Origin of the sequence: uncultured Tateyamaria sp., assembly GCF_947497045.1 — a bacterium.
Classification (GTDB): domain Bacteria; phylum Pseudomonadota; class Alphaproteobacteria; order Rhodobacterales; family Rhodobacteraceae; genus Tateyamaria.
Genome location: NZ_CANMEU010000001.1, coordinates 276,405 through 290,554, shown reverse-complemented (window position 1 = coordinate 290,554; position 14,150 = coordinate 276,405). Strand labels below are relative to the sequence as shown.

Annotated in this window: 14 protein-coding genes; 9 read left to right on the top strand and 5 right to left on the bottom strand. The window is 60.5% G+C overall.

Translation table 11 applies throughout. The features are described from left to right. Positions 1-11 precede the first annotated feature (11 nt). Both Q0859_RS01655 and Q0859_RS01650 read left to right on the top strand, forming a co-directional pair. The gene (locus Q0859_RS01655; RefSeq protein ID WP_299147120.1) at positions 12-2,879 is read left to right on the top strand and encodes a DNA translocase FtsK; all 2,868 of its coding nucleotides are present in this window, start codon (positions 12-14) and stop codon (positions 2,877-2,879) included. A 122-nt stretch (positions 2,880-3,001) separates the two neighbouring features. Next, positions 3,002-3,595 (top strand): outer membrane lipoprotein carrier protein LolA, encoded by a 594-nt coding sequence (locus Q0859_RS01650; RefSeq protein WP_299147119.1) that lies wholly within the window; start codon positions 3,002-3,004, stop codon positions 3,593-3,595. Between the two features lie 7 nt (positions 3,596-3,602). Here the strand turns inward: Q0859_RS01650 and Q0859_RS01645 are convergent, their stop codons facing one another. Together Q0859_RS01645 and Q0859_RS01640 are read right to left on the bottom strand one after the other, a co-directional pair. Next, positions 3,603-4,178 (bottom strand): lytic transglycosylase, encoded by a 576-nt coding sequence (locus tag Q0859_RS01645; protein WP_299147118.1) that lies wholly within the window; start codon positions 4,176-4,178, stop codon positions 3,603-3,605. Between the two features lie 68 nt (positions 4,179-4,246). Further along, positions 4,247-5,128: an AEC family transporter gene (locus Q0859_RS01640; protein WP_299147117.1), complete on the bottom strand. Its 882-nt coding sequence runs from the start codon at positions 5,126-5,128 to the stop codon at positions 4,247-4,249. Positions 5,129-5,213: 85 nt separating this feature from the next. Between Q0859_RS01640 and hspQ the strand changes: the two genes are divergently transcribed. After that, positions 5,214-5,540, top strand: coding sequence for a heat shock protein HspQ (hspQ, locus tag Q0859_RS01635; RefSeq protein WP_299147116.1), 327 nt, complete (start codon positions 5,214-5,216; stop codon positions 5,538-5,540). A 30-nt stretch (positions 5,541-5,570) separates the two neighbouring features. On the opposite strand, the gene Q0859_RS01630 is transcribed toward hspQ, so the two are convergent. The 3 genes from Q0859_RS01630 to Q0859_RS01620 all read right to left on the bottom strand — a co-directional run bounded on the left by Q0859_RS01630 (position 5,571) and on the right by Q0859_RS01620 (position 8,265). Then, a complete protein-coding gene (locus tag Q0859_RS01630; protein ID WP_299147114.1) occupies positions 5,571-7,145 on the bottom strand; it encodes a gamma-glutamyltransferase family protein in 1,575 nt (524 codons plus the stop codon). A 303-nt stretch (positions 7,146-7,448) separates the two neighbouring features. Beyond that, positions 7,449-7,898 (bottom strand): ATP-binding protein, encoded by a 450-nt coding sequence (locus Q0859_RS01625; protein WP_299147112.1) that lies wholly within the window; start codon positions 7,896-7,898, stop codon positions 7,449-7,451. A gap of 28 nt (positions 7,899-7,926) precedes the next feature. Beyond that, entirely contained in the window at positions 7,927-8,265 is a 339-nt protein-coding gene (locus Q0859_RS01620) for an STAS domain-containing protein (protein ID WP_299147111.1), read from the bottom strand. A gap of 93 nt (positions 8,266-8,358) precedes the next feature. Between Q0859_RS01620 and Q0859_RS01615 the strand changes: the two genes are divergently transcribed. The 6 genes from Q0859_RS01615 (at position 8,359) to Q0859_RS01590 (ending at position 14,134) form a co-directional block, all read left to right on the top strand. After that, a complete protein-coding gene (locus Q0859_RS01615) occupies positions 8,359-9,531 on the top strand; it encodes an acetyl-CoA C-acyltransferase (protein ID WP_299147110.1) in 1,173 nt (390 codons plus the stop codon). A 66-nt stretch (positions 9,532-9,597) separates the two neighbouring features. Continuing rightward, a complete protein-coding gene (locus Q0859_RS01610; RefSeq protein WP_299147109.1) occupies positions 9,598-10,050 on the top strand; it encodes a GAF domain-containing protein in 453 nt (150 codons plus the stop codon). Positions 10,051-10,116: 66 nt separating this feature from the next. Then, a complete protein-coding gene (locus Q0859_RS01605; protein WP_299147107.1) occupies positions 10,117-10,689 on the top strand; it encodes a helix-turn-helix domain-containing protein in 573 nt (190 codons plus the stop codon). After that, a complete protein-coding gene (locus Q0859_RS01600; protein ID WP_299147106.1) occupies positions 10,689-11,309 on the top strand; it encodes a LysE family transporter in 621 nt (206 codons plus the stop codon). The genes Q0859_RS01605 and Q0859_RS01600 overlap by 1 nt, the downstream gene beginning before the upstream one ends. A 1-nt stretch (position 11,310) precedes the next feature. Then, complete coding sequence (locus Q0859_RS01595; protein WP_299147105.1) at positions 11,311-11,682, top strand: GFA family protein; 372 nt, start codon at positions 11,311-11,313, stop codon at positions 11,680-11,682. A 4-nt stretch (positions 11,683-11,686) separates the two neighbouring features. Continuing rightward, complete coding sequence (locus Q0859_RS01590) at positions 11,687-14,134, top strand: FAD-dependent oxidoreductase (protein WP_299147104.1); 2,448 nt, start codon at positions 11,687-11,689, stop codon at positions 14,132-14,134. Positions 14,135-14,150: the final 16 nt, after the last annotated feature.

Genomic DNA, 14,150 nt, shown 5'->3' with positions numbered 1-14,150 from the left:
AGGGACGAAGCATGGCATATCAGACACGGCGTGATCCGCTTTTTGACCACACAATGCAGGCTGCGATCGAAAAACGCAGCCGCGAGCTGATCGGGATCGGCTTGTTTGTGGTGGGCGTTATGGCGGCGGCCATGATGCTGAGCTACACGCCGGACGATCCCAATTGGATGGCCTCGACGGATGCGCCTGTGCAGAACTGGATGGGGCGCACGGGTGCGTCGCTGGCGGCCCCGATGTTTATGATTGCCGGGTGGGGCGTGTTCGGGATTGCGATCGTGTTGCTGGCGTGGGGCGCGCGGTTTGTCCTGCATCTGGGGACAGAACGGGCGCTTGGCCGCTTGATCTTTGCCCCGATTGCGATTGCGTTCGGCTCCATTTACGCAGCGACCCTGCAACCCGAGGCGGCGTGGCAGGCCACCCACGGCTTTGGACTGGGCGGGCTGTTTGGTGACACGGTCATGGCCTTTATTCTGACGGCGTTGCCGGTCGGGTCGGCGTTCACGGTCAAGCTGATGTCGCTGATCATGGCGGCAGGGATTGTGGTATTCGGGGCCTTTGTTCTGGGCTTTACCCGGCCTGAAATCGCGCGTTGCATCCGGTTCATGCTGGTCGGTCTGGTGGTCGCCTATGCGGGTATTATGACGGTCCTGGGTCGCGGGGCGAGCGGGGCCGTGCAGGCCGCGCGGGCCATGCAGGATCGTCAAAACGCACGTAAGGTCGAGCGTGCCGCTCTTGCCGCTGAGGCCGAAGCCTATGCGGCGAGCGTACCGTCGATCCCGGAATATGACGAAACGGACTACGGCGAACCCGCTAAAACGGGCCTGTTGGCGCGCATGCCTGCGTTGATCAAACGTCCTGATCCTGTGCCCCAAGAGTTGCCTGAGATGGAACTGGTGGAAACCTATCACAATGTGGATGGGGTCGAAGCACCAGGCGCGGACCGGATCAAGAACAAGATCAGCGATGTCATCAAGTCGCGTGTACGGTCGAACCCTGCGGTGCAAGCCGAATCCGTGGCACCGCTGACAAAAGGACGGGGCCGCGGCCCCGATCCACTGGTCTTGAACACGACGCCGCACACGACGTTGCCGCCCGAGCCACCGCTTACGGCTGCGGCATCCTTGCGCCGAGTTGAGCCGCCGTTGTCGGCCCCGCCTGCGCCTGCATACGCGGATGTTGATCAGGTGGTTGAGCCTGACTATGCGCCGCAAGAACTCGACGTGCCCGCACCTTTGGCTGCGGTCCCCGCGATTCCCGTGGCCGAACCGCGCAAAGTGGTGCAGCAGCCTGCGCGCAAACCCATGCAACCGAGCACGCGTGCCCAAGCCGAGGCGCAGCCGGCCCTGAAATTCGAGGACACCCATCCGGGTTTCGAATTGCCGCCGCTGAACCTGCTTGAAAACCCGATCGAAGTGCAGCGCCATCACTTGAGCGACGAGGCCCTCGAAGAAAATGCGCGTATGCTTGAAAACGTGCTGGATGACTATGGCGTCAAGGGCGAGATCGTTGCGGTGCGCCCCGGCCCTGTGGTCACGATGTATGAACTTGAGCCTGCACCGGGTTTGAAAGCCAGCCGTGTGATCGGTCTGGCGGACGATATTGCGCGGTCCATGGCGGCGCTGTCGGCCCGTGTTTCGACCGTGCCGGGGCGATCCGTGATCGGGATCGAACTGCCCAATGAAAATCGTGAAAAGGTGGTTTTGCGCGAAATCCTGTCGAGCCGTGACTTTGGCGACGGCAATCAAAAGCTGCCCCTTGCCCTTGGGAAAGACATTGGCGGTGATCCGGTGGTTGCCAACCTTGCCAAGATGCCTCACCTGCTGATTGCCGGGACCACGGGTTCGGGTAAGTCGGTGGCGATCAACACCATGATCCTGAGCCTGCTTTACAAGCTGACGCCTGAAGAGTGTCGCCTGATAATGATCGATCCCAAGATGCTGGAACTGAGCGTTTATGACGGCATTCCGCATTTACTCTCGCCCGTGGTGACGGACCCGAAAAAGGCTGTTGTGGCCCTGAAATGGGTCGTGGGGGAGATGGAGGAACGTTATCGCAAGATGTCCAAGATGGGCGTGCGCAACATTGATGGCTACAATGGCCGGGTCAAAGAGGCGCTGGCCAAGGACGAGATGTTCAGCCGCACCGTGCAGACCGGGTTTGATGACGACACAGGCGAGCCGATCTTTGAAACCGAGGAATTCGCACCGGAGGCGATGCCCTATATCGTGGTGATCGTGGACGAGATGGCCGACCTGATGATGGTCGCGGGCAAAGAGATCGAGGCGTGCATCCAGCGTCTTGCGCAGATGGCGCGGGCCTCTGGCATTCACCTGATCATGGCCACGCAGCGCCCGTCGGTTGATGTGATCACGGGTACGATCAAGGCGAACTTCCCCACGCGGATCAGTTTCCAGGTAACCTCCAAAATCGACAGCCGGACGATTCTGGGCGAAATGGGGGCCGAGCAGCTCTTGGGTATGGGTGACATGCTTTATATGGCCGGTGGGGCGAAAATCACCCGGTGTCACGGACCGTTTGTGTCCGACGAGGAGGTCGAAGAGATCGTCAACCACCTCAAGGCCTTTGGCGCGCCGGACTATGTGTCGGGCGTGGTGGAAGGGCCGGATGAGGACAAGGAAAACAACATCGACGCGGTGTTGGGTCTTGGCGGGAACACGGATGGCGAGGATGCGCTTTATGACACCGCCGTTGCCATCGTGATCAAGGATCGCAAATGTTCGACCAGCTATATCCAGCGCAAACTCGCCATCGGGTACAACAAGGCCGCGCGTCTTGTGGAACAGATGGAAGACGAAGGGGTCGTGAGTGCGGCCAACCATGTGGGTAAGCGCGAAATTCTGGTGCCAGAACAGGGCTGAACCCGCCGGAATACTCCGCTCCGGCGGGGAACTGCCGGGCATTGATCACCGTTGCTATCGCATATCGTCGGCCTGCGCCCTATATCCGGGACAACAGGCGACGACCAGGAAAGGTGCGCGATATGAAGATGATGACACGGATCGCAGCAATGGCCCTTGCGGCCCTGACGGCACAAGCAGCATGGGCAGACAAACTGCCGCTCAACAGCATTTCAAGCTATCTCAACGATCTGAAAACAGCCCAAGGCAGCTTTACCCAGATCAACGATGATGGGACGATTGATACTGGCACGGTTTATATCAAGCGCCCGGGCAAGATGCGGTTTGAGTACAACGCCCCCAACACATCGCTGGTCGTGGCCAGTGCAAATGCGGTCTATATCGCGGATTCCAAATCGAACCAGCCGCCCGAAACCTATCCGCTGCGGCGTACGCCGCTGTCGCTGATCCTTGCGCGCAACGTCAACCTTGGGCGGGCGAATATGGTGGTGGGCCATGACTTTGACGGCACCGCGACTATTGTGACAGCGCAAGACCCCGAAAACCCCGAATACGGCAATATCCAGATGAAGTTCACCGACAGCCCGGTGCAGTTGCGCCAATGGGTCGTGAATGACAGCGGCGGCGGGCAGACGACGGTTGTGCTGGGTGAGTTGAGCACAGGCGGTTCCCTGTCGAACCGCCTGTTCGATGCGCCGCGTGGGCGAAGCAACTAGACCCCGCTCAGCAGGACCGGAGCTGGACTGCATACATGTCTGAACGGGCGTCAACTTCGCCCGCCACACGCAACAGCCATGGCTTTGAGTTATAGGTACCGCGGGCATAGCCAGTGCGCCCCTCGTGATAGGCGAGGTACTGGTTGCGGGTGTCCGTCAGCGGCACGCCGAGACCTTCGTAGGTCTTGGTCATATACCACCCCATGAAGTCGGTCGCATCGCCGATGCGATCCCGGCGAGATGACCGTTTGCCGGTCTCGCGCTGATATTCCTCCCATGTGCCATCGAGAGCCTGACTGTAGCCAAAGGCGCTGGATTGACGGCCAATCGGGATCACCCCGGCGGCATAGCGGTTGGGCGTGCGTGCATCGGAAATGAATCTGCTTTCCTGATAGATGGTCGCCATCTGCACGTGGACGGGAACGCCGTATTTGCGTTCGGTGGCCCTGAAGGCCCTCAGGTATTCCGGGCGCTCGCGGACAATGGAACATGCGTTGTCCAGTTGATTGGGGGCCGTGTCCGACCCGCCGCCACAACTGGCTGCCAACAATACCAATGCCAAAGCGCGAAAGAGTTTGCTCATCTGCCTCACTCGCTTTTTTGTTTTTTTTGCAGTGTAGCGAAAAAATGGCCCCGTGGGAATCACGTTTTCTAGAGAACGGCGGCCAAAAGCAGCGGTAGCGCGCCGACGGACATCAGCGTCGAGGCGACCACCAGCCCGGCCACCGATTGCGCATCGGCCCCGTATTTCTCGGCCAGCAGATACGAGGTCACGGCCACCGGGGTGGCGACCTGCAGGACCAGCACGCCGAACGCGACCGGATCGAGAGCGAAATAGCGCCCGACGACCCAGGCAATTGCAACGCACAAGGCCAGCTTGATTGCTGACAGAAGGGCGGCGAAGGCAAGGCCTCGCCCCGACAGGCGCGCGACCGCGACGCCAAGCGTGATCAGCATCATCGGGATCGCCATTTGCCCCACAAGGGTCAGGGTGTTGGTCAGGAATATCGGTGTTTCCCACTCTTGCCAAAGAAACAGCGCCCCCAGAACCGTGCCCCAGACAAGCGGCTCGCGTAGGACCTTGCTGAAGGAACCCGCACCCGCCACCAGCCAGATCCCGAAGGTGTAGGACCACAGCGCCATGATCGCAAAGACGATGATCGCGTAGCTGAGCCCGATCTCTCCAAACGCGAAAAGGGCGAGGGGTAGACCCAGATTGCCGGTGTTTCCAAAGATCAGGGGCGCGGTATAGGTGCGTGTTTGCAAGCGTAACGCCTTGATCAGGATCACAAACACAACCGTCACAACGGCGTAGGAGACCACGGAGGCGAGAGACAGGGCGGTCAGGGCAGCCGGGTCGATCCGGGTCTGCATCAGCGACACGAAGATCAGGCAGGGCAGGGACAGGGTCATCGCCAGCTGCGTCACGAACTGGATCCGGTATTCGAGCCCCGCCTTGACCCACGCAAAGCCGATCCCTGCCAGAAGAAAGACGGGGGCCACGATTTCCAGCACTGTTAAGGTAAGGTTCACAGACTGTTTCCAGCAAAAATGTGCTCAATTATTGGACAACTGTCCCTTGCAACGTGTAGTCACGGTCGGTAGGGGGCGCAACGCTATGCTGAGAACACGCGCAAAATATCATCTGGGCCAGATCGTGCGGCACAAGAAACACCCCTTTCGCGGTGTGGTCTTTGACGTGGACCCGGAGTTTTCGAACACAGACGAGTGGTACGAAGCGATTCCCGAAGACAGCCGCCCCAAGAAGGCGCAGCCGTTTTACCACCTGCTCGCCGAGAACGACCAAAGCTATTACGTGGCCTATGTGTCCGAGCAGAACCTTGTGGCCGACTATTCCGGCGAGCCTGTGGATCACCCTGACATCCCGGACCTGTTTGGCCCGTTCGAGGACGGTACCTATCCCTTACACTTCCAACTGAACTGATGGTGGCGGGCGACACGCCCGCCTTACACCTCAGTACCCAAGCGCGCAGCCGTCCTTGCGCGGATCACTTGCGCCTTCCAGCACACCATCATCCCGCATCAGGATCGCTTGGGCCCCGCCGATCGCCGTGTCGGGGATGCTGACCTTGTGACCAAGATCGCTCAACTCGGCGCGTACGGTATCTGGATATCCACGCTCGACCTTCATATCACCCTGATCGGAAAATGCGCGCGGCGCATCAATCGCGGTCTGCGGGTCGAGGTTGAAATCCACCAGATTGGACACGAAGCGCGCATGCCCGTTGGGTTGATAGGCCCCGCCCATCACACCAAACGGCATATAGGGTTTGCCGTTCCTGGCCAGCATGCCCGGAATGATCGTGTGCATCGGGCGCTTGCCGCCCTTGAGCTCGTTCGGGTGCCCTTCTTCGAGCGTGAACCCCGCCCCCCGGTTTTGCAGCAGGATCCCGAACTTGTCGGACGCAATGCCGGACCCAAAGCCGTGAAAGATCGAATAAATCAGAGAGACTGCCATCCCATCGCGATCCACGACGGTGATATAGATCGTATCCTTGTGCACCTGTTCGCTGATCGGCGCGGCGGCGGCCATTGCCCTTTGCGGATCAATCAGCGCGGCAAGCTTTGAGGCCGTTTCCGGCGCAAGCATGTGATCAAGCCGTTTGGTGTAGTCCGCATCCGCCAGAAACCGATTGCGCGCATCATAGGCCAGTTTGGCGGCCTCAGCCTCGATGTGCGCGCGCTGGCTGCCCCAGGGGTCCATGCCCTCGATGTCGAACTGCGCAAGGATGTTCAGCATCAGATTGCCGGTGGCCCCTTGCCCGTTTGGCGGATGTTCGACCACATCGACGCCTTTATATGCTGTGCTGATCGGGGTGGTCGGGGTGCTGGTATGATCGGCAAAGTCCTGTGTGGTGTGCTTGCCACCAAGGACCCTGAGTGCGGCGAGCATGTCGTCCGCGACCTCGCCCGTGTAAAAGGCATCCCGGCCGTGTTTTGCGATGCGGCGCAGCACCTCGGCCTGACCGGGGGCTGCGAACACCTGACCCACGGCAGGAATTTTGCCGTTGATCGAATAATGTGTGCGGGCGGCCCCTTGCAGGATGGTCGTGTCCTTGGCCCAGTCGAAGGCGACGCGCGGAGCCACCGGCACTCCGGTTTCGGCGTAATGGATCGCAGGTGCCAGAACTGCATCAAGGCCGAGCGTGCCAACCGTGTCGGATAGGGTGCAGAAGGCGTCGATGGCCCCGGGAATGGTCACGGCGTCCGCGCTGTAGGGGGGGACGACTTTGTCACCGCGGCTGCGCAAGTCCGCAGCATTCAGCGCCGCAGGTGCGCGCCCGGACCCGTTCATCGATTTGATCTGCCCGTCCGGCCCGGACCACAACACAAAGCAATCGCCACCGATGCCGGTCATTTGCGGTTCGCATATGCCAAGCAGAACAGCCCCCCCGATGGCGGCATCCATGGCGTTGCCGCCGGATTTCAGGATTTCGATTGCGGTTTGTGCGGCCAGCGGATGCGACGTTGCGCACATCCCTGAAGTGGCCAGAACAGGCGAACGGCCCGGTAAATGAAAATCGCGCATGAAAGACCTCTCCGACGATGGCAGACGCGGGCACCCTACGCGAGAGGTACCTGTTGTCCACTTGAATGTCGGAAAAGAAAGTTCCTCGGTGCCGCGCACTGGGTGGGGGCTATTACACGCGGCACCAAGGGAAGCTATATGCAGCTACAGTGAAACGTATGGCGGCAAAACAGGGCAGAAATGTGATCAGGACGGGGCCGTTTTGCGAAGTCTCGGCTGGCGGCGAAAAAGTGCTGTTGAGAGTGGGCCAGATGGGCCAACCGTCGCCGCTTGCCGATACGTCAGCCGATGCGTCCCGTGTGCCTAAGCCATTGCCACGGCGAGCCGCAATGTCAGGCGGTTCTGGGGGTCGATCCGTTTATAGGTCACCTCTTTGGCCAGATCCTTGATCAGGAACCAACCGAACCCGCCTTCGGGCATGTCGCAAAAATCCACGTCCAGATTGGCAGCCAGCCCAAGCGGTGTACGCCCATCCGGCATGCCGCGGCCTTCATCGGTGACAGTCAGGTGCAGGCCGTCGGTTGCATGTTTGCACGCGATCCGGATCGGACCCGCGGGATCGCCTGCGGGATAGGCATGCTCGACAATGTTGTTCAACGCTTCGGCCATGACCAGTTCGACCGTTCCTACTTCTTCAACGTCGAGGTGGAGTGGCCCGAGCCCCGCCAAGAGCTCTTTGAGCGCCTCGCGTACCGCCAACTTGCTGCTTTGAACGCACACTTGGATATCGGGCATCTGTGAAACGAATGACATAACGCTTTCTTTCATCAGGATCGACACATCAGGCTTTCAACTCGGTCAGGGCACCATCCAGGGTTGGAAACACGGCAAACACGCTGTCCATGCGGGTCAGGCGAAACACCTTGTCGACCGTGGGTGTCAGGCCCGCCAGTGCAAGGGTGCGCGCTTGTCCCATATTCTTCATCGCGGCGACAATTGCGCCAAGCCCGCTTGAGTCAATGAACTGCACCTCGCTCAGATCCAGAATGACAGTCTCACTGCCCCCATCCGTCGAGGCGCGCATCGCGTCCTTGAATTCAATTGCAACGGCCGCATCAATGCGCGCATCGTGCACCGACACCACTTGCAGGTTATCCTCTGATCGGCTGCGAAGATCCATGTATGCCCTCTTGCAATTGTCTGGTTACATTGCGTGTGTAGGGTCCAATCGTTACCAATCAGTTTCCATTCACCAAGATCGGAGGGTCAGACCATGAAACCAGTCGTGATTGCGGGTGCGGCCCGCACGCCCATGGGCGGTTTTCAGGGCGCTTTGTCCGACATGACAGCCTCCGACCTTGGCGGTATCGCGATCAAACACGCACTGGATGGCGCAGGCACCGACACCGTGGACGAAGTGTTGATGGGCTGCGTCTTGCCTGCGGGCCAAGGGCAGGCCCCTGCGCGTCAGGCCGGCTTTGCCGCGGGTCTGGGCGAAGAGGTGCCCGCCACGACGCTGAACAAGATGTGCGGATCAGGTATGAAGGCGGCCATGATCGCCTTTGATCAGATCGCCTTGGGCCAGACCGACACTATGATTGCGGGCGGTATGGAGAGCATGACAAATGCGCCCTATGTTCTGCCCAAAATGAGGAGCGGTGCCCGGCTGGGGCACGGGCAGGTCATCGACCACATGTTCCTTGATGGGCTTGAGGATGCTTATGACAAGGGCCGCCTGATGGGCACCTTTGCCGAAGACTGCGCCGAAACCTACCAGTTCACGCGGGACATCCAGGACAGCTATGCACTGGTGTCTCTTGCGCGGGCGCAGGCTGCGATTGAAACGGGGGCGTTCACAGCCGAGGTCGCACCCGTCGGCATCGCGTCACGCAAGGGGGCCGTGACCGTTGATCAGGACGAACAACCAGGCACCGCACGCCCCGACAAAATCCCGCATCTCAAACCCGCCTTCCGCGAGGGTGGGACAGTCACCGCCGCCAACTCCTCGTCGATCTCTGACGGAGCAGCGGCGCTTCTGTTGGCTAGCGAAGAGGCTGCAAAGGCTCAAAATCTGAACATCCGCGCGCATATCCTGGGCCATGCGAGCCATGCTCAGGCCCCCGGACTGTTCACCACGGCCCCTGTCCCTGCCGCACAAAAGCTGTTGGATCGGGTCGGCTGGACCAAAGACGACGTTGACCTGTGGGAGGTGAACGAAGCCTTTGCCGTCGTCCCCCTCGCGTTCATGCACGAAATGGGGCTGAGCCATGAGATCGTAAACGTGAACGGCGGGGCCTGCGCATTGGGGCACCCGATCGGTGCGTCAGGGGCACGGATCATCGTCACCTTGCTGCACGCGCTTGAGGCGCGAAACCTCAAACGCGGGGTCGCGGCGATTTGTATCGGTGGCGGCGAAGGGACAGCCATCGCGATTGAACGGGTCTGATGTTCTCTGTCTTGAACAGATCCCGGTGTCCGGGACAGCACCTCTTTCCACAATATCGAGTGACATATGCCTGCCTATTCCACCCTGTCCCAAACACTCCGAAGCCTGACGGAAGGCGAGGATGATGTGATTGCGCTGATGGCCACCGTCGCCTGCGAAGTGCACCATAGCGATGCCCGTTTCGACTGGACGGGCTTTTACCGCGTCATCGGGCCTGAAATACTCAAGATCGGGCCCTATCAGGGCGGGCACGGGTGCCTGCATATCCCGTTCTCGCGCGGGGTCTGTGGTGCTGCGGCCCGCACGGGACAGACGCAATTGGTGGCGGACGTGGATGCCTTTCCGGGCCACATCGCCTGTGCGTCATCCACACGATCCGAACTGGTGATCCCGGTTCGAAACGGGGTCGGGGAGTTGATCGCAGTTTTTGATATCGACAGCGACCAACCGAGCGCGTTCACCGAGCGCGATGCGGATCAATTGGATACCATTCTGACGGACATTTTCGGACAGGTCTGAAAATCCGACTTGATTTTTCACGCAACTTAGATTTACGTGAAAATCAAACAGGAATTTTCACGATACATGCTGCAAACCAACCCCACAATCGCACATAGCCTTGGCGCAGACCTGCGTGCGCTGCGCAAAGCGCGGGGGTTAACCTTGCAGGACATGGCCGATGTGCTGGGGCGCTCGGTTGGGTGGCTCAGTCAGGTGGAGCGGGACCTGTCCGAACCCTCGATCACGGACCTGCGCCATATCGCGGCCACGCTGGATATCGCGGTGTCCACATTATTCCGCCGAGGTGCTGCACCCGCCGCCGAAGAGGGATATGTGGTGCGCCATGGCGCGCGGCGGCCCATCGGGTCCCGCGCCGCTGGACTGGTCGAAGAGTTGCTATCGCCCGACCTCACGGATGACTTTGAAATGGTGCACTCAACCTTTGAGGCGCACAGCGAGATCAGCGAGGCTGTGACGCGTCCCACGCAAGAGGTCGGCTATCTGATCTCGGGCCAGTTGGATCTCGAGATTTCGGGGCGGACCTTCACGATTGGGCCTGGTGACAGCTTTCGGGTACGGGGCGAGCCGTTCTGCTGGAAAAACCCCTATGATCAGCCAGCCGTCGCGATCTGGGTTATTGCGCCGCCGGTCTACTGATGTCGTTTGAGGGGTGGATCATATTCGCGCTGTTCTGGGTGGTGTTTGTGACCACGCCGGGGCCGAACGCGGTCAATTGCATCACAAATGGAATGACATTGGGCATGCGGCGGGCGATGCCCGGTGTGCTGGCGATCCTGACGCAGGCTACTCTGTTTCTGATCCTGTCGGCCTTGGGAATCACGGCCCTGATTGCCGCCTCGCCCACCGCCTTCTGGATCGCCAAACTGATCGGGGCGGGCTTCCTGATCTATCTTGGCGTTCGGGGCTGGATGCGGGCTGGCATAGTGCCACAGCTCGCCCATCAGACCGGGCGATCCATCTATCTGCGCGCCTTTGCGATCGCGACGATCAACCCCAAAAGCGTGGCCGGCTACCTCGCCGCCTTTTCGCAGTTCATCCAGCCGGACGTACCGATCTGGGATCAGATGTGGGTGATCATGCCCACGGCGCTGACGATCACCGCGCTTAGCTACACAGGGTTCACCGCCCTTGGGGCCGGGATCGGACGGGCGGCCTTGGGCGCGGTGTTCAATATCTGGGTGCGGCGTGTGATGGCGGTGTGCTTTGTCATTTACGGCGTGCTTCTGGGCGCGGTCAGTACACCGGGACGGGCCTGACATGCTGCGTGGATCCTGTAACTGCCGAGCAGTCACTTTTGAGGTGGTCGACACCATACGCACCAGCGCGTGCCATTGTGGGCAGTGCCGCAAGCAGTCGGGGCACCACTGGGCCTCGGGCCTTGCCCATGACGGCGATCTGACCATCAACGGACCAGTTACATGGTACGCCTCAAGCCCCACCGCCAAGCGCGGCTTCTGCCCGACCTGTGGCAGTTTCCTTTTCTGGAAAATGGAGGGCGAGGGCAAGATCAGTTTCTCGCTTGGAACCATTGACGGGGCCACCGGCCTGCGGATCGACCGACATATCTTTACCGCCGACAAGGGCGACTACTACGACATCGCGGACGACGTGCCGCAACGAAAGGACTAATGCGATGAGCGATTTCCCAACGACGGCCCGCGTGGTCATCATCGGCGGTGGCGTGGTCGGGACCTCGACGCTGTATCACCTTGCCAAGGCGGGGTGGACCGACTGTGTGCTGCTGGAAAAGAATGAGCTGACAGCCGGGTCCACATGGCATGCGGCGGGCAACTGCCCCAACTTCTCGGGGTCCTGGGCGGTGATGAACATGCAGCGCTACGGGTTGGAGATGTACCGCACCCTCGCGGATGATGTGGACTATCCGATGAACTATCACGTCACCGGATCGCTGCGCCTCGCCCACTCAAAGGAGCGGATGCAGGAATTTGAGCGGGTGTCGGGCATGGGCCGCTATCAGGGGCTTGAGATGCCGCTGATGACACCTGCCGAAATGCAGGAATATCATCCGTTCATGGAAACCCACGACCTTGCAGGGGGCATGTGGGATCCGCTGGATGGCGATATTGACCCCGCCCAGTTGACCCAGGCCCTTGCCAAAGGCGCGCGGGATGCAGGGGCCCGGATCGAACGGTTCTGTCCTGTGACGGGGATCGAGCGGGACGGCGACGAGTGGATCGTTAAGACCGACAAGGGCGACATTCGCTGCCAATACGTGGCCAACTGTGCAGGCTACTATGCGCAGCGCGTGGGCGAGATGTTCAAGCCCTTTGGCGGACGCACGGTGCCGATGGTGGTCATGTCGCACCAGTATTTCCTGACGGATGAAATCGCCGAGGTCGCCGCCTGGACCAAGGAAAAGGGCCATAAACTGCCCATTATCCGCGATGTCGACATCAGCTATTACCTGCGTCAGGACAAGAACGGGCTGAACCTTGGCCCTTATGAGCGTAACTGCAAAGCCCATTGGGTGACGCCTGCCGATCCGATGCCCGAGGATTTCTCGTTCCAGCTTTATCCCGATGATCTCGAACGGCTCGAATTCTATATAGAGGACGCGATGGAGCGGGTGCCGGCCCTTGGCACGGCCGGTGTTGGTCGTAACATCAACGGTCCCATCCCATACGCGCCCGACGGTCTGCCGATGATCGGGCTGATGCCGGGCGTCAAGAACGCGTTCGAGGGCCATTCCTTTACCTTCGGCATCGCCCAAGGGGGCGGCGCAGGCAAGGTCTTGTCCGAATGGATCATGCACGGTGAGACCGAGTGGGACATGTGGGCGACCGACCCGCGCCGCTATACCGACTACACGGATCAGGACTATTGTCTGTCCAAGGCACTTGAAACCTATGGCCACGAATATGCGATGCACTTTCCGCATCACGAATGGCCCGCTGGGCGCGACAAGAAGCTGTCGCCCATCGATAACCGCCTCCGGGCTGCGGGTGGGCAGATGGGGGCCTATAACGGCTGGGAACGGGCCAACTGGTTCGCCAAGGACGGCGACGACACTTCCGAAGAAGCGACACACACGTGGGATCGTAACGGCCCGTGGGCTCCGCGTGTCAAGGCCGAGGTCGAAGCTGTGCGCGACGGCGTCGGCGTGCTGGACCTGCCGGGTTTCTCGCGTTTCGAGTTGAGCGGGGCGGGGGCAGCCGAATGGTTGCGGGGCCGGATTGCGGGGGCTTTGCCCAAGGCAGGCCGCATGACGCTTGGTTATTTCCCCGACAGCCGGGGGCGCATCCTGACGGAAATGTCGCTGATCAGGCATGCCGAGGATCACTTTACCCTCATCACCGCCGCGACTGCGCAATGGCACGATTGGGATGTGCTGAACGACGCGTTGCCCGAGGGGCTGACCCTGAGCGATCACACGACCGAACTTTCGACGCTGATCGTGAGCGGACCAAAGGCGCGTGCGCTGTTCGAGGGCCTTGGGGTCGAGGCAGATCTGTCGCTTGGCTGGCTGACCCATCAGGACGCAGTTGTCGCTGGTGTAAGATGCCGAATGCTGCGGGTGTCCTTTGCGGGCGAGTTGGGTTGGGAAGTGCACGCGCCGATGGCAGATATTCCCGCGCTTTATGATGCGATCATCGGGGCGGGGGCGACGCCGTTTGGGATGTATGCGTTGAATTCCATGAGGATGGAAAAAGGGTACCGCGCGTGGAAGGGTGACCTCAGCACTGATTATACCTTGTTTGAGGGCGGATTGGATCGGTTCATCAAGCTGGACAAGCCGCAGGACTTCCCCGGCAAGGCAGCTTTGCAGAACGAAAAGCAGCAGGGGGCCAAGAAACGGTTTGTGACCATGCTGGTGGATGCGGGCGATCAGGACGCGCCCTATATGTCGACCATCTGGAACGGGGATGAGGTCGTGGGTGAAACCACCTCGGGCGCGTGGGGGTATCGGATTGATGCCTCGATCGCGTTGGGTGTCGTGCGCACGGACCTGTCCGAACCAGGCACCAACCTTGAGGTCGAAATCTTTGGCCAGCGCTACAGGGCCACGGTGCAACCCGATCAACCCTTGTGGGACCCCGGCAACGAACGCTTGCGGGCGTGATCGTTTTCCGACACGG